Source organism: Moritella sp. 36 (genome assembly GCF_018219415.1).
Taxonomy (GTDB): Bacteria; Pseudomonadota; Gammaproteobacteria; order Enterobacterales; family Moritellaceae; genus Moritella.
This window is the reverse complement of record NZ_CP056120.1, coordinates 3712977-3732621: the sequence shown is the minus strand read 5'-3', so window position 1 is coordinate 3732621 and position 19645 is coordinate 3712977. Positions and strand designations below refer to the sequence as shown.

At 39.2% G+C, this 19645-nt stretch carries 20 protein-coding genes and 1 pseudogene; 16 read left to right on the top strand and 5 right to left on the bottom strand.

Annotated features, from left to right (window positions below; translation table 11 throughout):
• Position 1 precedes the first annotated feature (1 nt).
• From HWV03_RS16490 to HWV03_RS16480, 3 genes are read left to right on the top strand one after another with little or no spacing between them, the layout of a single operon-like run.
• Entirely contained in the window at positions 2-550 is a 549-nt protein-coding gene (locus HWV03_RS16490) for a DUF2975 domain-containing protein (RefSeq protein WP_211676881.1), read from the top strand.
• A 9-nt stretch (positions 551-559) separates the two neighbouring features.
• Complete coding sequence (locus HWV03_RS16485) at positions 560-796, top strand: helix-turn-helix domain-containing protein (RefSeq protein WP_211672575.1); 237 nt, start codon at positions 560-562, stop codon at positions 794-796.
• A 13-nt stretch (positions 797-809) separates the two neighbouring features.
• On the top strand, positions 810-1685 hold the full coding sequence (locus tag HWV03_RS16480; protein WP_211676880.1) for a hypothetical protein: 876 nt from the start codon (positions 810-812) through the stop codon (positions 1683-1685).
• Positions 1686-1753: 68 nt separating this feature from the next.
• Here HWV03_RS16480 and HWV03_RS16475 read toward each other — a convergent pair whose 3' ends face one another.
• Positions 1754-2341, bottom strand: coding sequence for a LysE family translocator (locus HWV03_RS16475; protein ID WP_211676879.1), 588 nt, complete (start codon positions 2339-2341; stop codon positions 1754-1756).
• 109 nt (positions 2342-2450) lie between these two features.
• Here HWV03_RS16475 and HWV03_RS16470 point away from each other — a divergent pair, with 109 nt between their 5' ends.
• From HWV03_RS16470 to HWV03_RS16440, 7 genes are all read left to right on the top strand, one after another.
• Positions 2451-2894, top strand: coding sequence for an Lrp/AsnC family transcriptional regulator (locus HWV03_RS16470; RefSeq protein ID WP_211680276.1), 444 nt, complete (start codon positions 2451-2453; stop codon positions 2892-2894).
• A gap of 621 nt (positions 2895-3515) precedes the next feature.
• A complete protein-coding gene (locus tag HWV03_RS16465; RefSeq protein WP_211676878.1) occupies positions 3516-4445 on the top strand; it encodes a patatin-like phospholipase family protein in 930 nt (309 codons plus the stop codon).
• Between the two features lie 279 nt (positions 4446-4724).
• Positions 4725-5477, top strand: a complete 753-nt coding sequence (locus tag HWV03_RS16460) for a class I SAM-dependent methyltransferase (RefSeq protein ID WP_211676877.1) — start codon at positions 4725-4727, stop codon at positions 5475-5477.
• A gap of 440 nt (positions 5478-5917) precedes the next feature.
• Positions 5918-7828: a methyl-accepting chemotaxis protein gene (locus HWV03_RS16455; protein ID WP_211676876.1), complete on the top strand. Its 1911-nt coding sequence runs from the start codon at positions 5918-5920 to the stop codon at positions 7826-7828.
• Between the two features lie 239 nt (positions 7829-8067).
• Positions 8068-8568, top strand: coding sequence for a thiol peroxidase (gene tpx / locus HWV03_RS16450; RefSeq protein ID WP_255547186.1), 501 nt, complete (start codon positions 8068-8070; stop codon positions 8566-8568).
• 4 nt (positions 8569-8572) lie between these two features.
• Positions 8573-9178 (top strand): peroxiredoxin, encoded by a 606-nt coding sequence (locus HWV03_RS16445; protein ID WP_211676874.1) that lies wholly within the window; start codon positions 8573-8575, stop codon positions 9176-9178.
• 412 nt (positions 9179-9590) lie between these two features.
• Entirely contained in the window at positions 9591-10040 is a 450-nt protein-coding gene (locus tag HWV03_RS16440) for a hypothetical protein (protein ID WP_211672567.1), read from the top strand.
• 30 nt (positions 10041-10070) lie between these two features.
• Here HWV03_RS16440 and HWV03_RS16435 read toward each other — a convergent pair whose 3' ends face one another.
• The 3 genes from HWV03_RS16435 to HWV03_RS16425 form a co-directional block, all read right to left on the bottom strand.
• Complete coding sequence (locus tag HWV03_RS16435) at positions 10071-12143, bottom strand: methyl-accepting chemotaxis protein (protein ID WP_211676873.1); 2073 nt, start codon at positions 12141-12143, stop codon at positions 10071-10073.
• A gap of 595 nt (positions 12144-12738) precedes the next feature.
• Positions 12739-13596: a delta-class carbonic anhydrase gene (locus HWV03_RS16430; protein WP_211676872.1), complete on the bottom strand. Its 858-nt coding sequence runs from the start codon at positions 13594-13596 to the stop codon at positions 12739-12741.
• 162 nt (positions 13597-13758) lie between these two features.
• Positions 13759-15606 (bottom strand): SgrR family transcriptional regulator, encoded by a 1848-nt coding sequence (locus HWV03_RS16425; RefSeq protein WP_211680274.1) that lies wholly within the window; start codon positions 15604-15606, stop codon positions 13759-13761.
• A gap of 164 nt (positions 15607-15770) precedes the next feature.
• On the opposite strand from HWV03_RS16425, the gene HWV03_RS16420 reads away from it, so the two are divergent.
• The 6 genes from HWV03_RS16420 to HWV03_RS22830 all read left to right on the top strand — a co-directional run bounded on the left by HWV03_RS16420 (position 15771) and on the right by HWV03_RS22830 (position 18042).
• Positions 15771-15947: a hypothetical protein gene (locus HWV03_RS16420; protein ID WP_178138014.1), complete on the top strand. Its 177-nt coding sequence runs from the start codon at positions 15771-15773 to the stop codon at positions 15945-15947.
• A complete protein-coding gene (locus HWV03_RS22835) occupies positions 15944-16075 on the top strand; it encodes a VOC family protein (protein WP_370629409.1) in 132 nt (43 codons plus the stop codon). Before HWV03_RS16420 ends, HWV03_RS22835 begins: the two co-directional genes overlap by 4 nt.
• Before the next feature lie 249 nt (positions 16076-16324).
• Positions 16325-16975: a PEP-CTERM sorting domain-containing protein gene (locus tag HWV03_RS16410; RefSeq protein WP_211676871.1), complete on the top strand. Its 651-nt coding sequence runs from the start codon at positions 16325-16327 to the stop codon at positions 16973-16975.
• A 202-nt stretch (positions 16976-17177) separates the two neighbouring features.
• A complete protein-coding gene (locus HWV03_RS16405; RefSeq protein WP_211676870.1) occupies positions 17178-17357 on the top strand; it encodes a hypothetical protein in 180 nt (59 codons plus the stop codon).
• A gap of 29 nt (positions 17358-17386) precedes the next feature.
• Positions 17387-17863, top strand: coding sequence for a transposase family protein (locus HWV03_RS16400; protein ID WP_211680393.1), 477 nt, complete (start codon positions 17387-17389; stop codon positions 17861-17863).
• On the top strand, positions 17770-18042 hold the full coding sequence (locus tag HWV03_RS22830; RefSeq protein WP_211676869.1) for a transposase: 273 nt from the start codon (positions 17770-17772) through the stop codon (positions 18040-18042). The genes HWV03_RS16400 and HWV03_RS22830 overlap by 94 nt, the downstream gene beginning before the upstream one ends.
• 23 nt (positions 18043-18065) lie before the next feature.
• On the opposite strand, the pseudogene tnpC reads toward HWV03_RS22830, so the two are convergent.
• Positions 18066-19603 (bottom strand): annotated as a pseudogene (gene tnpC / locus HWV03_RS16390) (IS66 family transposase).
• Between the last annotated feature and the right edge of the window lie 42 nt (positions 19604-19645).

Sequence of the window (19645 nt, the reverse complement as noted above, 5' to 3'; positions counted from 1 at the left end):
TATGTCCAAGATTCAAAAGCAAAGCCGTCGTGCTCGTATATTTTTTCAAAGCCTTTTTGTTTTCACCCCAATAGCGGTATGTTATTACTGGCTAACGGTTGAAACATCATATGATTTTCTTACATCGTTAGGGGCCATTCAAATCACGCATAACATCGATAGTTACACACAATTACCGCTAACGTTAACAACGCGAATATTAGCCATGATCGCTAGCTTATTTTTATGCAGTATCATTATGTATGCGCTTAAGGTACTGATTAATTTATTTCGTAGCTACGAACGGAATGATATTTTCACACTCGATAATGTGATGAGCTATCAAAAACTAGGCTACAGCTTATTCTATTGGGTTGGTGCTTCTGTCGTTTACGGCACACTAATGTCGCTTATCTTGTCATTTAATAATCCTCCTGGCGAACGTATGATTTCAGTTGGATTTCTAGGGGTGGATTTTTTAACATTAGTACTTGGCTTTATTATCTTGATTATTTCATGGGTGATGAAGGAAGGTTATATTCTTGCCGCTGAAAATAGCCATACAATTTAAGGAGCCGAGATGACTATTTGTATTAATTTAGATGTAATGATGGCTAAGCGAAAAATGCGCTTAAAAAGCTTGGCTGAAGCTGTTGGTATCACAGAGGCAAACTTGTCGATTTTAAAAAACGGTAAAGCGAAAGCGGTCCGGCTATCAACACTCGACAAGCTTTGTGAAGTACTAGAATGCCAGCCTGGCGACATTCTTGAGTTTGAAGTTAACAAAAGCGATAACGCCAGTTCAGAAACGGTTTAAACCGGAGCTATAGATGACAGTTTTAAAAATGAAAACTAAATTGTGGCTTGGGTTTTATCTATTTATCATAGGTATTCTCGCAGTCGGTATTCATATTCAAATGACCAAAGCAGGAGTTAGTTATCCTCAATGGGAACCGCCTGAGTGGGTACCACTGGCGTTGTTTGTATTGCAAAATATTGGAATACTATGGTTGAGCAAACGAGTTAAAGAGTGGAGAGTATCGCCAAGCTTTATCAAGCAGTGGTCTATGGTTTTTATTACGATGGCGGCTTTGCTGGAACTATTTATACGTTTACCACTAACAGCAGGTTATACAGTTGATCAGCAATATCTGTTTTTATGGGTTTACAGCTATTTACCTGAATTGTTAATTACGTTAATGATTACTGGGGTTATTGTTGCTATTAGTCGAGGGTCAGCACTAAACGGTAAGGTGATTAGTATTTTGTTAGTTATTATTTTTAGTGTACTGGCTTTTTACTTTGCTCTGCCGGTATTAAAAGAAATAACTCAGCCGCTACTTCAATATTTAGCAGAACCAGACCCCGCTGGTGTTTTAGTATCGCCATATCCGTGGCAGGTAGAGGTGATTGCCTCTGTTACTTTTATTGAACCAGTGATGGCATCATTCTTTATTTGTTATTTGATTTATTTGAACCGTTATTTAGGACTCAGTAAATTGATTTTACAGACTATTATCGCGTTAATGGTGTTAACGCAGAGTGGTGCAAAATTTGTATTTTATCTGTATTACTCAACTATTGAGTCTTATATTGAGCGTATTTTGAGTATGGGTCAGTTTACCTTGGAGTGGGTATTTATCGGTGTAGCTGTGAGCTCAGCGATTGTGTATTTGACACGTAAACAACGCTTTTCCACTGTTTAAATGGATGATTTGTGGGTGTAACAACCCACAAATTAAGTGTTCATTATAGCCTTATCCCTTCAATAAATTTAAAGCATAGGAATAATGGAGGCGAGTAACAATCCGGCCATGCTGTAGTTGAAGAGCTTTATTCTGTTTGGTGCTTGTAGGCTGGTTTGTAGCTTTTTCCCTGCCGCCGTCCACAGACTAACAGAAGGTAGATTAACAAAAGCAAATATCAAAGATACGATCAAAATATCTTGCTGTGCATTTGATGAGGCATAAACGGTTATTGCGGTTAGTGCCATTGTCCATGCTTTTGGGTTGACCCATTGAAAGCTAGCTGCTGACATAAAACTCATGGGTCTATAGCTAGATACTTCGCTGGTCATGTTTTTACTCTTGGCAATTTTCACGGCTAAATACACAAGATAAATCATACTGACTATACGTAAACCTTGCTGGACCACAGGATAGGCTGTAAATAACCCCATTAGGCCAAAACCAACCAAATAAACCATCAGGCTAAAGCCAAAAGTAATACCCAGCATATGAGGGATAGTACGCATAAAGCCAACGTTCGCGCCAGAGGTCATCAACATAATGTTGTTTGGCCCTGGTGATACGGTTGAAACAAGTGCGAAAGTTATTAGTGCTATAAGTTGTTGATATTCCATATTTATCCATATTGTCGTTTCGATTTGTAGTTGTATTTTAAGCAAATACGAGGTAAATTTTGTGTCTATATTTGCTCTCACTAAAGAAAATTCACAAGGAATGGTCGCTATGGATAGGTTTGACGAAAGAATATTGCGTGAGCTTAAATTGAACGGTAGATTGTCGAATGTAGAGCTTGCAGAAAGGATCGGATTATCGGCTTCTGCGACATTACGCCGTGTGCAAGAACTAGAACGCAGTGACGTTATTCAAGGCTATCGTGCCGTGCTAAATTCAAAAAAATTGGGTATTGGCTTTATCGCTTATGTCACTATTGGGTTGTCGAGCCACAGTCAAAAATCTCAACGCGGTTTTGAAGAGCAGATCATGGATGTGGAGCAGGTGACTGAGTGCCACAATGTTACTGGCGCCAATGAATATTTACTGCGAGTCGAGACTGCTGATCTGACCGCTTACAAACGTTTTCATTCTGATGTACTCGGCGAGATCCCACAGGTAAATTCAATTACAACGCTGGTGGTGATGGAAACAGCGAAGGACGCACGGGCGTAGTGCGTGCGTTGACTGCCGAAAAATTGATGCTGTCTATTGCTAAGGTATTAAGGCGTGAATGATAAACTTAGTTAAACTGCGTCTTTACTTTAAAGTTAAACAAAGTGTATCATAGCGTTGCTTTATTATATGTTTCGTAGAATTATACATTTCAAATCCAGGGTACAGAGATGACGCCGCCATAACCTTCAGACTACCTCCTCTATGCAATTTGTATGACTTTTCTGTCTAATATCAGGTTCTTGCACATCGTAAGATTAGTATAAATTGAACTTTATCAGCACGAGCTAGTATGTCTATCGAAGATACTACTGCTAATTGTTGATGCTCTCTATTTTCCTGAAATATTTTAGGCTGCTCAATCAGCTCTCGTGTCTGCGTGACAAATAGCATTATTTAAAGCAGGAGTCCTTCAATCATGGCATCATTGCCATCGCTATTTATCGTTTAAAAGTACACTACATTGAGTGTGGATACCTTCGTGGATGTTTTCTTCCTGGAGGCCATTGACTGTGCCTAAAATAGCATAATCCCCACGATGTAATGGCTTACCTAAACGAAATATCCGTGCATCATCACGTGTTTTCACGTGCCTTGATCTGGATTATTTTAGGAATTTTAATGTCAGGTAATCATCACTACTATTCAGCACACCGTTCCCAAGAAAACCGAGATTACAGTGTTAATAAGGCTAATTCTATTGCGCTTGTTGTCGAGGGCGGAGGTCAAAAAGGTATTTTTACTGCGGGGGTGCTAGATGCTTTTCTTAAAGAAAAATTTAATCCGTTTTCATTATTAATTGGTACCTCGGCAGGCGCATTAAATCTTGCCTCCTATATTTGTGGGCAATATCGGCACGCCTATCGCGTGATTACAGAAGCCACAATGCATAAAAGCTTCTTTAACATGCGTTCTTTTTTATTCGAGAGTAAAGGTATGGATCTTGATTGGTTGATTGAACAAACAAAAACAAAGATACCGCTTGATTGGAATCGTGGTTATGAAAATATGACAAACCGTGTAGTGTTAGTGACGGCTACTCAAGCTGATAATAACCAAGTGGATTATTTTGATTTATTTGGGGCCGGTTGGGAACTGGCATTAAAAGCGAGTTGTTCTATTCCTGGCATTTATAATACGCCAGCTACACTCGATAAATATCATTGGTTAGATGGTGGAGTGCAGGCGCCAATACCGTTAGAAGAGGTGTATCGGCAAGGCTATAAACATATTGTCGTGATTAGAACTGCACCGCCAGAGGTCAAATATGAACATAAACTTTTAGCTAAATTAACACCGTATATTAAAAATTTAAAAGCCAAAGAAATAATGAATAACTTAATCGATCATGAAGAATCGTATCTTAAAGCTCAGATGTTTTTAGAGAGACCACCTGAAGATGTTTCCATATACGAATTGCATCCAACTCGGTTATTAAAATCAAAATTGATTGGTAGCAAAAAGACATCGCTTGATTATGATTATCAACAAGGGTTTGATTGTGGTCGACAATTTTTAGAATCTTATCAAGGGATTGATATGTATCGATGATGTGTCTAAATCCACTATTCCCTGACTAGGCTAAACATGCCAAAGCGTTATAATAGACTGAAAAATAAGTATTAATCTTGATGTTTGTGTCTTTTAGGCCTAAGTTTTCAACATTTCCTCGCAACCTTCTATTTCCCCTTGTGTTGCATGTGTACATTTTATAAGGTGATAGGTTACTTTGGCGTGTTGAATATCTAGCGTCATCGTGTTTCACGCTACACCTGAATGGATTCAAACGATTTGGAGCTAGCTCTTATTTACATATTAAGGAAGAAAGTGATGATTGATGATTATTGGGAAGCGAGTGACTATGCAAATCATGCTAGCTACGTATCACAGATGAGCCAGCAGGTTATGCAGGACCTAGCACCGAAAAAAGGTGAGAGAATTCTTGATTTAGGCTGTGGTGATGGCGAGTTAGCTAAAGTGATGGTTGATTTAGGCTGTGAAGTCATTGGCGTTGATACGAGTCAAAATTTGATTGATGTTGCTCGTAGCCGAGGAGTTGATGCTCGTCAAATAGATGCGCAAGCTATTGATTTCGAGTCTACTTTCGATGCGGTATTTTCCAACGCTGCATTACACTGGATGCCTAAACAAGAAGAGTTGATACATCGGGTATATAGGGCGCTTAAACCTGGAGGTCGATTTGTAGTTGAAATGGGCGGGCAAGGAAACATCGCTATATTATGCTCAGCGATGACTGTCGCACTTTCCGAAATAGGTAAAGATTTTTCCTCACGTAACCCTTGGGTTTTTCCTTCACCGGAAGAGCACAAAAAATTATTAACCTCAGCAGGATTTAAGGTAGAAACAATAACGTTGCGTGATAGACCTACATTGTTGCCTACAAATGTGCGAGGCTGGTTTTTGACTTTTACACAGGAAATTCTTAGTGATCTAGGTGAGTCTTCGAGAGCCTCTGTGATTAAGCGAATGGTCGATTTGTGCAGACCTAAACTTTGTGACAGCAATGAGCAATGGACGGCTGATTATAAACGATTGAATTTTGTTGCGATAAAAGAAGGATAGGCGTAAGACGCCAATACGCTTAGCGTTAAAATAAACGTATACCTCAAAGTGCAATACATTCCAGCGATAACGCAGTTAGTCAGGTATAACATTGATTGCCGGCTTTCTTGCCGTGTGTCTTCAGCATCACTTCTATAGGCGAGTTTTAGCCTCGCCTTCCACCCAGTACTACGCCTCTTCACAACATGTAACTTATTATTTATCGTTTTTTATTAATGTTTTATGGGAAATGGTCGATACGCTGCATTGTGTCATTGATGGATTATTCAGAATATTCTCATTGTTAGGAAGTAATAAATAGAGAATGAAGGACGTAACGAAGAGTATGAGGTTAATTTAAAGCATATTCTAAGTTTGTTAGACACTACTGCAGTTAATTTTATGGATGTAAATTATCTCAGCAGTTAATCTCTGATCTATCTAATTGTGGAATAAAAACAATGATAAAAAATTTAGGATTTAAAAGGCTCATCATATTGTCGGTAGTTATTTTACTGACCGCTATTTTACTTGTTTCGAATATAATTTCTTATAATATAATTAAATCTAAAACAATTGAAGATGTGAACCTGCTGTCGAGTTCAATCGTAAGCTACGAAGCTAAAAAAATTGAAGATTGGTTTACAACAAAAACGGATGCGCTTAATGCTATGTCCCAAAAATATAAGTCAAATAGCCTTGGTGATGATTACGTCACAATTGCGCGACTTATAAAAGAAACCAGTGGTTTTGCTAGCGTCTTTTTCTCATTTGACGACGGTGTCACGTATTCTACAGCTCAAAATTCAGACTGGGTTAATGGCGTTGCGATTATAGAACGTTACGATGCGCGTAAACGCCCTTGGTATACCAAAGGTAAGAACACAGCAACGCTAGACGTGACGGATGTTTATAATGCTAGGAGTACTGGTCTTCCGGTTATCTCAGTCGTACGTAATATCGGTAATGGTGTGCTGTTAGGTAATATTGGTTTAGAAATTCTTGAAAAAACCGTTAAAAATGTTAATTACCCTGGCTCTGTGACTGCAATTATGGATAGCGATGGTAAGGCATTAGCATCCAATTCACTTACATTGAAAACGGGTGTTAATTTTTCTGATATCGGTATGGGTGATGTTAAAACCGGTATGCTAAGCGAAAGAGCACATACTACCGCTTATACTTTAGGTGGTGTCGATAAGTTAGCTTTTACTCAAGAAATCACGCTTACTAATGGTAAGCGATGGTACTTATTTATTGGTGTTGATAAGTCTGTCGCTTATGCTGAAGTTGATGAGGCGTTAGAAAGTGCGATTGTGGTCTCTGCTATTATGCTCGCAATTGGCCTATTCTTGACTATTTTCGTATTGAATATTGTTTACCGTCCAATTGTATCATTGAAAGCAGTTGTCATGGATTTATCGAAAGGTAATGGCGATTTAACGCGTCGTTTACCGGTTGAAAGTAACGATGATTTAGGTGATATTTCGGGCGGTATTAATGCCTTCATTAAGAACCTACAAACCTTAATGCTTGAGATCGATAACTCTTCACAGCATATTTCTGAAAGTGTAGGAAAGCTAGAGCAGCAAACGACAAGCAATAACCAAGTATTGGATGCTCATTCAATTGAAACAGACCAAATCGCAGCGGCAGTCGAAGAAATGAGTGCAACGGCAAATGATGTTGCCAGTAATGCAGAGGAAGCTTCACAGTTTACAGATGCAATGAATAAGCAGGTTGGTTCGTCGAAAGTGACGGTAACAACGACCACATCAACCGTGTCTAAGCTGGTTGACAATGTAGAAAGTTCATCAAAAAGTATCCAAGACATTGAGAAAGATACGCAAGCTATCACTAAAGTACTTAATGTGATTGGTGAGATTGCAGAACAAACAAATTTACTTGCGCTTAACGCGGCAATTGAAGCTGCGCGAGCGGGTGAACAAGGTCGTGGCTTTGCTGTTGTTGCTGATGAAGTTCGTGCGCTAGCGGCGAGAACGCAAGTGAGTACGGCTGAAATCAAAGAGACGCTGGATGCATTAACTATGGGGTCAAGTTCAGCTATTTCTGCTATGGATATGACACAAATAACCTGCCAGCAGGCCGCTGAAAGTACGTATGCAGTAGCTGAAGATTTAGATAATATTGCTAGTTCTGTCACTCAGATAAATGATTTAAATACGCAAATTGCAACCGCAGCTGAGGAACAGAGCAGTGTTTCGAGTGAGGTGACTCGTAACATGACTGCGATCCGTGAAATGGCGCAAGAGCTAGCTCTAAACGGCCAATCTACCGCACAAGAATCGATCAATGTTGCTGTTGCCAATGAGCAACTGAAATCAATTGTGGCTCAATTTAAACTGAAGTAATCTCGTTTCGTCTTATTTTAGTGAATAAAAAGCCATTAAGTATTCATGCTTAATGGCTTTTTTATCACCTTCGGCTTTTTAACTAATTAGTACTCGCGCTTACATATCCTTACACTAGTTTACTTACGCTTAAGAATAACCTTATGGTAGATTGTCGACATATAAATCTTGATCTAGATCAAGAAATGTCTTTATGGCTCGTAACCTAACGTGCCAAGCAAACCATAATTATGAGGTTAATAATGTCGATCACTTTCCAAGGAACACCTGTTTCAGTATCTGGTACTTTCCCACAAGTTGGCCAAGTTGCACCAAGCTTCACGCTTTGTGCTGCAGACCTGAGCGAGCTAAGCCTTGATAGCCTGAAAGGACAGCAAGTTGTGTTGAACATTTTCCCAAGTATCGATACGCCTGTATGTGCGACTAGTGTGCGTGCTTTTAACGAAAAAGCAGCGAGTATCGACAACGTAACAGTGCTTTGTATTTCTGCTGACTTACCGTTCGCAACAAGCCGTTTTTGTGGTGCAGAAGGTATTGAAGGTGTTAAAACTGCTTCTTTCTTCCGTTCACCAACGTTCACAGAAGACTATGGTGTTAACTTAAACGAAGGCGCACTTGCTGGTCTTGCAACACGTGCTGTTATCGTTTTAAACGAAGAAGGCAAGGTTGTTCACAGTGAATTAGTATCTGAAATTACAGATGAAGTAAACTACGATGCTGCGATGTCTGTTTTAGGATAATACGATGAAAAAAATAGCTATATTATTATCTGCTTTACTTTCAACTAGTGCGTTTGCACAATTTGAAACGACAAAAGAGAGTGCGAGTTTTGGTACTGGTCAAATCGTAACACTTGAGCAAAGCAACAAGTTTGACTTGACTGGTAATGCACTAAAAGTTGGTGACTTTATGCCATCAGTTGTACTTATGACGTCTGGCTTAAAGTCTTACGACACTAGTGCTGAAAGCAAAGGAATCAAAATATACAGTGTTTTGACATCTGTTGACACGCCAGTATGTGTACAGCAAGCTGTTGACCTATCAAGCTATGTTAACTCAAATGATAATTTGAAAGGCATTGAATTCTACGCACTTAGCGCAGATACACCTTTTGCTCAACAACGCTTTATCAAGGACCATAATCTTGATGGTGTGACTTACTTATCAGATTCTTTAGATCATAAATTTGGTCAAAAAACGGGTTCATTGATCAAACAACTTGGTTTGTTAGCACGTAGTATTATCGTAACAGATAAGAACAATCAGATTATTTATCTTCAGCGCGTACCTGAGCTGACGACAATTCCTGATTTAGAAGCAGCAGTTAAGATTGCGCAAAGCCGTCTATAAAATAAACCCTGTTTTATGTGATAGCAAATTTAATTTAGCCTCCTCATTGGAGGCTTTTTTGTATCTAAAGCTCTCGTTATAAAACAAATGTATTTGGAACAAAACACCTAAATGCGGTTGGCGCGGTAAACCTGATTATCAACTTTTGATACAACCCAAATAACCAACGACACTTGCCCATGAGCTGTAATATGCTAAGTAGCATAATTGGCCTAAGCTTAGGTGTTGAGTAAGCTGGAATCCTTGCTTGGTGCTGGTAGGATTACTATAGGACGGTTAGCTGTTACTTAATTAACCGCGAACAGAGCAGACTACGTTTATAGACATAGTAAAAAACAGTATAGAAAAATTATAATTGCGTGGTTACAACGACCTGTATCATGACAGCGTTGTACATAATTAGGAAATAGACATGTTTTTGCTAAATAACATACATAATAAAAATTACAAAAAATGCTATCCAACAGAATCAGATGTCATATTTGATATCTCGGAAAAGCAATTAGGAAATGTTAAAAATGCTGCTTGGAAAGAGCTTCGAGAAGGAAGTATCGTTTGTGTAGTGACAAGCACAAAAAAGGTGAGCACTTTTTGCAAAGTGACTGCGATTAAGGGCCTTGGAGACAATGATCCGGATTGTGGCGAAACATTTCTTTTATTTGGTGTCGTAATCGCAAAACTTATGCCTGAAAGTAATATGGGCTTACTGCTTAGTAAATTCAGTGTGAAGCATCAATATCTTACCAATAGTAAATTTAGCATTGGATCTAATGTGGTTGAATTGGGCACAGTGTTAGATACCTTAGAAGTAAAGACCAGACGCGGCATTAAAAGCATTAGTGAGCTTAAAGCGAGCGCATAACAAATGTACTCGCCTTAAATATGAACCGTATTAGCTTAATTTAAAACGTGCAACCAACGCTGCGAGTGTCTCGTTTTCGTCGGTAAGACTCTGCACACTTATCTTTGTTTCTTGACCGTTTTGACTTAACACTTGCACCATCTCTTGGATGGTATGCATATTACGTGTGATTTCTTCAGTCACAGAGCTCTGCTCTTCAGATGCGGTTGCAATTTGCGTACTTAAATCATTAATTTCAACGATAGATCCTGTCATACTATCTAGGCTCTTTGTTACTAATGATGTGTTTTCTGCCACTTTCTGACAGCTCCCGGTAGTATTGTTCATTGCGGTGACGGCTGAGCTGGCTCGAACAGTCAGGCTTTGCAGCATATCATTAATTTTAGCGGTACTATCTTGGGTTAAGGCTGCTAAAGAACGCACTTCATCTGCCACAACGGCAAAACCACGACCTTGTTCACCTGCTCTTGCGGCTTCAATTGCGGCATTCAATGCTAACAAATTCGTTTGATCAGCAATGCCCCCAATGACTTCTAATACCGTTGCAATATTCTTCGTACTTTCATCCATCGCGTGGATACTTTTTGCCGTATCATCCATTTCAGTCACTAAAGACATGACACTATTTGATGCCTCGATAACCGTCACTTTCGATGCTTTCGCGTCATCATTTGCGACTTGTGTACTGGTTGCTGTTTGGAGTGCATTTTGGGCGACAATGTCAGCGGTTGTGCTCATCTCGGTAATAGCCGTTACTGCTAATTCCGTTTCTGCACTGTGATTATCCAGCGCTTGTGTATTACGCTCAGACTGTGAATGAATATCATGAATACCACGTGTAATATTTTTTGAAGCGCCGGAAATATCTAACATCATCGATTGTAAGTAACCAATAAAGTTATTTACAGAATGGCTAATATCGGCGACCTCATCATTCCCCTTAATGACTAATCTCGAAGTCAAATCTGCTTCACCAGTCGATAAATTATCAATACTTAATTTCAGCACAAGTAATTCACGAATAATTCGGTTGATAATCCAAAGTGAAAGCACAATAGCAAAAATGAAAAGTGCAGTTGCGAATTTAAAGTTATTTATTATTTCATTATCGAAAATATCAGTTGTTGCTGTCGTTAAACTATCTTCAATTGTTAATATTTCACTCTCATAAGTACCAGTACCTAGTGACCAGCCCCAATCAGGGAAGATGTTACGTATATACAGGATCTTATTTTCTACTTTATTGGTTTCTTCATTTTTAAATGTCGCAGACATAAAAATATCAGACTTATTTTGAAGGCTGTTTGCTGCATTACGGGTAAAGTCCGCAGTCGTACCGATTAACTTCGCGTCTGGATGCATAAGGATTTTACCGTTTGCATCTTGAATCCAAAAGTAGCCATCTTTACCATACTGAGTAAGACCGACCGCATTCAACGCCATATCAATTTTGCTTTGTTTTAATCGGCTCGTATATTCACCTGTCGCAATAACAAGGTTAAGTGGCTCAAAATAGAAAGAAGCCGACATTTTTTCTTCAACTTTATCCGATGCAGGGTTTAGAAAATAATATTGGCTATAACCAATGGTTGATTTTTTAGCACTATTGATAATATCTCGAGCGTAGTAATTGCCTTTTTTATCTTGCGAATTATAACTAGACGTCCCAATAATGCGATGGTTTGCACCATTTGCCATGTATTCAGATGAATCCGCATCATAAGCAAAAATGTAACGTCCACCATTCCAACGATAGTTATCTATAAAGGCATAGATATTTTCTTTTGCATCGTCGTCCGACGGTGCGTCAGAATACATATCTGCAATTGTTTTTTTGAATGTTAATATCTCAGTGCGGAGTTCTTGCCTAATATTATTGCTAGAAGATGATTCATATAAACTGGCTAAAGAGAAGCTAAGGTTGTCGGTTTGACCTTGTAAGTTATTCTTTATTAAGCTTTCGACTTTCGTACGAATGTTAACTTTCTCTGCCTCTAGTACTGTCTTTTCTGTCATAAAAATACTGGTAATAAAGAATCCATTAACAAGTAATAGCATTACGCAAATTGTCAGTGTTAATTTAATTTTGATTGTTATTTTCATTAGACTCAATTTCGGAAAAGCGTGATTTAATATAAATCACTGAGATCACAGAAAAATAACATATAAATTACATTTTTCAACATCTTTGTTTAACTTTAAAGGGGTAGGTTGTAACAGCGTGACTCACTGGATTTTTCATTAGTAACAATTAAACAACTGAATTAACTATGTATATCAACACTAAAGCAGATGTTAAGGTTTAAAATGGGCATCTAAAATGCGCAATTGATATCTGTTAAATCGATATTTAATATTGTGCTGAATATTTGTTCATTTACATTAAAATCTTATTATTCATTGAGTTTGTCGCTATTGGCCGCGGGAAACTGATAGGTAGTCTGTTTAAACCGAAATACACCACTAGTGGTAGGTTTACCAAAGTGGTGTGCTGATTTGTCGGAATTGATTGTTATTGTTGCGGCCTGTTAGTCAGTCGAAGGGTTTTACTTGGGTCCAGATAGACACGAATAAACTGGTTCATGTCTGCAACCGAAATACTGTTGAATATCGCAGGTGCATTTTCCCCTCAACAGTGTGACTTATGTTTAGTCGTTACAATTAGTTACAAATAGGTATGACTTAAGCTGAATTGAGGTTAGTGATCTGACAACAGGTCAGGATTATTCACTAAGTTTCTCACTCCATGTGCATAATGCTCGTCAAAAACATTGTTTTTTAGCCACGTACCTACGCTATTTATATTCACCTTCATTACTTGTGGACGAACGCTCCAGCTAACCTGAAAAGGAGAGCCTATTTCGTTATAACTCGGTCCAGTTGTTGAACCTGCATACTGTACCGGAGTACCTGTATTACTTGGAATATTGACTGCTTGATTAACACCATTGGCCATACCGAGCTTAGTTAACTCAATAAAGTTGTTCGCTTCTGGATCGTTAACAAGTACGTAAACTTGAGTCTCAACTCTAAGTTGTGGGTTTTTATTCGTATCACTGAAACATGAGCCTAAAGTTGGACCAGGGCTTACTTGAGCAGTTGAATAGACATAGTGAGCTTCAATTGTATCGCCAGGGTATAAACTGCCGTGCTTACTTGCACCGACTTCATATTTAAGTGGAGATAATTCTTGTTGGGTTAATATACCTGAGTATTTATAACCGCTGTGATAGCCTTGACCGTCTCCGTTACCTGCATATTGGGTAAATTCCCCGCCTTTATGCTCTGCATTTTTATGAAAATGGATATTACAGAGGTTCATTTTTGTGTATTCAGGCGCTTGTGAAAATACTTGTTTGTTTCGGCCTTGTATTAGGTCAATATCACGTGGTGACTGAGGACCGAAGCCTTTACTCTGAGTATTGTCTGCTAAGGCTGATCTTTGTTCTTTTATTTGTTTATCTGAAACATGAGAAGTAACCTCTTGCTCAGAAGCTGCACTTGCAAAAAGTGGGGAAAATGCAGCTATGCTAAATAGTAATGTCTTGTTATCCATGTTCATCCTTTACTAATCAAAAGTTAAAATATACAAAAATAGTTTTCTGTGTAACTAAGAGTATTAATATATATCAAAGAGGTTTCAAGGTATCGGACAAGCTTGAATACTCAGTTCTAAAGCTATGCGTCAGCACCATTATACCTTGATATGATTCTGGTGCTAAATATTAGTGTATTCTTCAGACCAAACATCATGTATTTCAGGCCAACCCCAGACATTTATCGACACACCTTTGAGCACCCCTTGAAAATATAAGGTCTGCCTGTGATGCAGCATGGGTATCATCCAGTGCTCAGTAATCATTGCTGTGCTAATCGATTCCAACTCGGTAAGATAATGGGTTAATGGCTGTTGTTGGCGGATGTTGATTAATTTAGTTTGCAACCAGTCTCTGGCGTCAACAGAAAGACTGTGATTTAGAACCGTATTCGATAACATCCAGTGAAATACCGACGTTGGCAGGTTGTCGTCTAAATCCAAACTTATCAATATAAGGTCTTCCATTAGTGTATTGGCACTGGCCTTTTGCAGTAACTCCTCAAAGGAATAGACGTTAATTTCGCATTCAAATCCCGCTTGTTCAAGTAACACCCTCATCGCCTGTGCACATTCCTTTAAGGTATGGTGCTCGAATATTGCGATCGTCAGTTTGCTTGGCAAAGGCTGCGCTGTTGTGCCTGTCGACGTTATTTTTAACCAATTGGAAAGCAGATTGTATGCTGGAATGGCTTCAATCGGGTTGGTTGACTTACTTAATTCTGCCATTAATTTATCAGCCGCAAGCAGTTGGCTAAGGTATTTACGCTGTAATAATGAAAGCTGAGTTTTATTGTTTATCACCGCCAGCAGGCAGCCATATTCTATTCTGCTTTTTTGATCGCTTTCAATGGCCTGATCATTACTTGAAGTCCCCTGTTGAAGACTGCCGATTTCTTGCTCAGGGCTATTTTCCTGTTCAAGACTGTTAATGTCTCGTTCAAGGCTGCTAATTGCATAATTTGAACGGATCTGACTGGTTTTATGTACCACATTTGCCTGTATTTCCCTGATACACGAAGGACTGATTTGTGGTGACGCTACTTGCCAAATAGTGACGGTATCGGTAAGTGCGCGATGGCCATAATAGTTGTCGTATGCCTGCAATCGCAAATACTGCTGTGTGTGTTCCTGTACCCTAAATGCACCACTACCGACGATAGCCGTGGTTGCGTTAAGCTGAGAGTAAGGTTGAATTGAGTACTTAACATCAGCAACGAGTCCTGCAAATCCAGGGTCTGGTTGATCTAATTGAAAATCGATACAGAGCGGGTTTATCGCTGATATATGGATGACATGTGCCAGTTCAGTTTTGTATGTCGCTAATCGTTTTAGGCGATTAAATAATTCCGCTATCTTATCGGCATTAATGGTACTGCCGTCATGAAAGGTAAGCGCTGGGCGCAGATAGAATCGCCAGCGCTGTAACTCTGCGTTGTAAACCCAGTGGTGGGCTAGTTGGGGGCTGATAACTCCGTTCTTATCGCACTGTACCAGGCAGCAATAAACCTGGCGTAACAAGAAACGTTCGCTGTTTCTTAATGCAATATGCGGAAGTAGGGCTGAAAAAGAACGCGCGTAAGTCAGTTGAATGTGTAATCGACCTTCACGTTGTACCGCGCCAGAGGTGTTTTGCAGCAATTGCCCAAATAACAGTTGATCATGGTCGATAAGCGCCAGTGCTTTCTCGTATTTACCTACGGCGATCATCTGCTGCGCTAGTTCTGCTTTCAGCTCATCGACAGCATAAACGAGATAGAGCCGAGAACGTTGGTTACGGCCTGCTTTTGGTGTCCATTCTAACCAGCGTAAATCACGCATCTCGTTTAATAAGGTACGGCAATGTCGGGAACTGGTAAACATTACTTCAGCCACTTCATGCAGGGTGATCGCTATTTCTTGCTTAACACCTAACTTACTTAACCGAGAGAAATACAGCATTTTCTTATCATTGTTCAAAACGGGCACCATATCGTCATCTTGACTTCCCTGTTTAGTGAGGAAATCGGGTAAAAAAGACATTATAGGTAAGATTACGACTTTAACCGGAAGTAAACAATATAATTCAATCTGTTTTTCACTTCCCTTTATTGGGTGATACTTACCTCAGTGCTTAAACAAACAGAGGAATTAACATGCTAGAGATAATCAAGAAAATATTACTAAATACATCAAGTAATGCACTTACTGAGTATTATCAGTCTCGGTTGAAAACAAGTAACAGTGCCGTTGAAGTAGAAGCGATTCTTAGCATGGAGTCGTTAATGACATTTAGTGAGGAAGAAGATCAGCAACGTGACGGGGTTAAATGAGAATCGAACATGTGGCGATTTGGTGCAAAGATCTGGAAGAAATGAAACATTTTTACACGCACTTTTTTAATGCTACAAGTAATGAAAAATACGAAAACCGGACCAAAGGTTTTCGTTCTTATTTTTGACTCTGTCAGGTGGTCCGCGTATCAAGTTGATGCAGATGGATTCGGTTTTAATATCTCCATCTGCTACCCCTTGTTGCATGTCAGTATTTTTTACACCTAATAAACCGATAATGATATGCCGTTCTTGAAATTCACTAAAGTGACATAAAAACAGTAGGTTGCTGGTATTGGAATGATACGTGCTTAAAGTAGTTTAGTGCTGATTTATATTTCACATAATTCTCAAGCAATATTTTAGGAGATCTGAATATGAAAATTAAAAAGATCGCAAGTTTCTTACGAAATTCTATTGTTGTAGTCAGTTTGTGCGGCATGGCAGCCACTGCTATGGCAACTATCATTGATTTCGAAGATGTTGCTGTTACTCATAATACACACTTAATTGTTAACAGTTTTATAGCCAATGATTTCGTGCTTTCCAGAGATGGGAACGGCCATATTGATCTTGGGAATGATGAGGTGTTGTATACAAACAACGGCACACAGGTTGCTTTTGTGCATAATGGGTCTTTTACCATCAATGTGGATTCTATTTCCGGCGACACGTTTGAGATTTCCCAGTTTGACGGTGCGGAGTTTTGGAGAGACGGACAGGCAAATGCAAGCGCAATAACACTCGATGGTATTACTGACCTAGGGATTAATGTCTCAGAAAGTTTTGTGTTGGACGGTATTTTTGATGGCCGTAACGGCGTTGATGACTTTGAACTATTTACAGTCTCTAATGCCTTTCAAAATTTAGTTCATGCTGAATTTTCTGGCGGTGGAGCAGCCTTCTCTATTGATAACATCATCGGTTATACCGCGAGTGAAGTTCCTGAGCCATCTATCTTGTTTCTTTTAGGTATTGGCATCACATTTTTTGCTGCAGGGCGTAGAAAAATACGCGTAACGGATTAACTGATTTTTATGCATTTATTTCCTTTGCTATAAATTAAAATAATAATAGAATCAGTTGTATATTTGTCATTGTTAATTATTAACCGGACTTGAAAATAAATAACAGGAACGCATATTATCGGCTCTACGCGTCTTTGCGTGGAATAATTAATTTTACTAAACTTGTGTCACTTTCAACTATGACACAAAAAAGGTATTTTCTATGTTCGGTATTCCTTCTGGTTCACTCAATATTACAGCGGAACTATTAGGGTTACCAGATGTGAAAGTGATAGACGTCCACACTAATCTATTGGTTCGTGAGATCACTATTGCAGTTGAAAGTACACGAAACACCTCCTCTGTCGTCAATGTGGTAAGCCGACTAAATCACATGGTTTGAGCCGTAAATTACGATTGCGACATTTGCCCATGTTTGGCAGAGATACGATCATTGAAATCATTCCTCGCAGGGTTGATGTGAGCATTGTGATGGGGGGCCCTACCACCACCGAAAAACTGGATTGGTATGATGCTAAAGGCAAATTAACCAAACCATTAGAGCATCACTTACTGTTTGAGTTGGTCAATTCGACCGTCGCGGATGTAAGTCGTAAAGCTGATGTAGATTATCATACCGTTGATGCCTTAATTGATAGCTATATTGAAACCGACATCGATTCTTCGACAATTAAAACACTGGGTGTTTTAGGGCTTGATGAGATCAGTATGAAGAAAGGTTATCGAGATTTTGTCACACTTATAACCTACCGAGTGGATGATAGGGTTAACATACTAGGTGTCATGGGCGTTAAATGTTCAATTTTATCCGGTTCTTACGTACAATCCCGATATCATTACGCAACAGTGTCAGAGCAGTATATTATGATTTATACGATGGTTATATGAATGCTTGTAAAGCTGTATTCAATAAGACTATTCCCATTGTCGCTGACCGTTTTCATGTCCGTAAGTTGTATCGAAAGAGTCTCGTTAGTTTACGGAAGTCCGAGCTGAAACGATTAAGAAAAGAGCTTACGGCGGAAGAGTATGCAGAGTTTAAACCAGCTATATCCGTAAGCGCGTAGTTAAGCGGTGAAGCCTGATATCATCAGGCTTCTAGGTCTGTATTCCAAGGCAATAAATCACTTAAATCAGAAAGTTCATCCCGTTGTGGCAGTTCTGTGAAGAGTTTTTGGAAGTATAAATACGGATTTATATCGTTCGCACGGCAAGTCATCACAATACTATAAAGTACTGCGCTCGCATCGGCACCATCGACTGATTGACTGAACATCCAATTTTTTCTACCTGTGGTAAATGGCCTGATATCTCGTTCAGTGACGTTATTATCAATCCCTAATTCTCCCGAATACAAATAGCGTCTCAGCTTTTCCCATTGATTTAAGGTATAGCTAATAGCCACGCCTATTTTACTTTTCGGAGTGACTGTCTTTCCACTTTTGCTTAACCATTCATGAAATTTCTGCAAGACTGGTTCGGATTTTTTCACTCGTAAGTGTTGCCGTTCTTCGGGGGTTAATGATTTGGCTTTTTTCTCAATCGCGTAAAGCGATTGAATGTAATTTAATGCCACAGTGGCTTTGCCTGTCTTTTTTGGCTGCGCGGTTAAGGCATCGTGAAATTTACGTCTTGCATGAGCCCAGCAACCAACTGGAATAATATCATCGATATTTCATAAACACTGTAACCATCGCATTGTAAGTAACCTGCAAATCCAGTTAAGAATGCTTTAGGGCAGCGACGTGCGCGACTCGGTTGGTAATCGTAGATTACAACCGGCTTTGCCGTGTATTCATTGCTACGATAAACCCACATGTATGATTTTTGCTGCGGGGTTCTATCTTTTTCATCAAGTACTTGGATCGTTGTTTCATCTGCGCATAGCGTTGATTGAGCAAGTAAATGTGTTTTCATTACCGCTAATAATGGGTTGAGTAATTCAGCACTTTTAATACACCAATTAGCCAATGTGCCTCGGGTAATTTCAAGACCACCGCGAGAAAATATATCAGTTAAACGATAGAGTGGTAATGCATCGCAGTATTTAGCGACGACAACTGCGGCCAGTGCTTCAGGGCTAGCAATGCTGCCAGGTATTGGCTGTGCTGGTTTTGATGCAGTCACTACTGATGAGCTAATTGACGTTGCTTCGCATGCACGACAGGCGTATTTAATTTGTTTGTGCTTAATAACGCTGATTTTTTCTGGAATGATCTTAACTTGTTCGCTTATCTGTTCGCCACACTCATGCATATCATGCCCACAGCATGAGCATGTTGGAGTGTCGATAACGTAAGACTTTTCTTCTCGTTCAAGATGTTCAGGTAAGATCTTACGGCCTTTTCGTACGCGAGGTTTACTTTCTTCTGATTGGTTTTCTTCAGCTTCATTGAATGTGCCTTTAGGCATTTTTTCACTACGTGAACCAAACTCTTTTTTACGATTGAGTTTCAACTGTTCTAAAGCGATATTAAGGCTATTTTGAAGCTTTTTGTTTTTAGCTGATAATATTTTGTTGTCTGTATCCAAATCTATATTTTTAGAGTTAAGCACCTGATTTTCACGCTGCAAGTTTGCCTGCATTTGTTTTAATTGTTCAATATCATCAGGTAGTTCAGTAGTCATTTATTAGCGCTCAATACAAGTAGATAGCGCTAGTTTTCCTGT

Excerpts from the sequence above, each read along its gene's own strand:
- HWV03_RS16445 (WP_211676874.1), top strand. The coding sequence starts at position 8,573 with ATGAAAAAAATAGCTATATTATTATCTGCTTTACTTTCAACTAGTGCG.
- HWV03_RS16455 (WP_211676876.1), top strand. The coding sequence starts at position 5,918 with ATGATAAAAAATTTAGGATTTAAAAGGCTCATCATATTGTCGGTAGTT.
- HWV03_RS16470 (WP_211680276.1), top strand. The coding sequence starts at position 2,451 with ATGGATAGGTTTGACGAAAGAATATTGCGTGAGCTTAAATTGAACGGT.
- HWV03_RS16435 (WP_211676873.1), bottom strand. The coding sequence starts at position 12,143 with ATGAAAATAACAATCAAAATTAAATTAACACTGACAATTTGCGTAATG.
- HWV03_RS16405 (WP_211676870.1), top strand. The coding sequence starts at position 17,178 with ATGTTCGGTATTCCTTCTGGTTCACTCAATATTACAGCGGAACTATTA.
- HWV03_RS16425 (WP_211680274.1), bottom strand. The coding sequence starts at position 15,606 with ATGGTGCCCGTTTTGAACAATGATAAGAAAATGCTGTATTTCTCTCGG.
- HWV03_RS16420 (WP_178138014.1), top strand. The coding sequence starts at position 15,771 with ATGCTAGAGATAATCAAGAAAATATTACTAAATACATCAAGTAATGCA.
- HWV03_RS16410 (WP_211676871.1), top strand. The coding sequence starts at position 16,325 with ATGAAAATTAAAAAGATCGCAAGTTTCTTACGAAATTCTATTGTTGTA.
- HWV03_RS16475 (WP_211676879.1), bottom strand. The coding sequence starts at position 2,341 with ATGGAATATCAACAACTTATAGCACTAATAACTTTCGCACTTGTTTCA.
- HWV03_RS16440 (WP_211672567.1), top strand. The coding sequence starts at position 9,591 with ATGTTTTTGCTAAATAACATACATAATAAAAATTACAAAAAATGCTAT.
- HWV03_RS16480 (WP_211676880.1), top strand. The coding sequence starts at position 810 with ATGACAGTTTTAAAAATGAAAACTAAATTGTGGCTTGGGTTTTATCTA.
- HWV03_RS16485 (WP_211672575.1), top strand. The coding sequence starts at position 560 with ATGACTATTTGTATTAATTTAGATGTAATGATGGCTAAGCGAAAAATG.
- HWV03_RS16460 (WP_211676877.1), top strand. The coding sequence starts at position 4,725 with ATGATTGATGATTATTGGGAAGCGAGTGACTATGCAAATCATGCTAGC.
- HWV03_RS16400 (WP_211680393.1), top strand. The coding sequence starts at position 17,387 with ATGTTTGGCAGAGATACGATCATTGAAATCATTCCTCGCAGGGTTGAT.
- HWV03_RS16490 (WP_211676881.1), top strand. The coding sequence starts at position 2 with ATGTCCAAGATTCAAAAGCAAAGCCGTCGTGCTCGTATATTTTTTCAA.
- HWV03_RS22830 (WP_211676869.1), top strand. The coding sequence starts at position 17,770 with ATGTTCAATTTTATCCGGTTCTTACGTACAATCCCGATATCATTACGC.
- HWV03_RS16465 (WP_211676878.1), top strand. The coding sequence starts at position 3,516 with ATGTCAGGTAATCATCACTACTATTCAGCACACCGTTCCCAAGAAAAC.
- HWV03_RS22835 (WP_370629409.1), top strand. The coding sequence starts at position 15,944 with ATGAGAATCGAACATGTGGCGATTTGGTGCAAAGATCTGGAAGAAATG.
- HWV03_RS16430 (WP_211676872.1), bottom strand. The coding sequence starts at position 13,596 with ATGGATAACAAGACATTACTATTTAGCATAGCTGCATTTTCCCCACTT.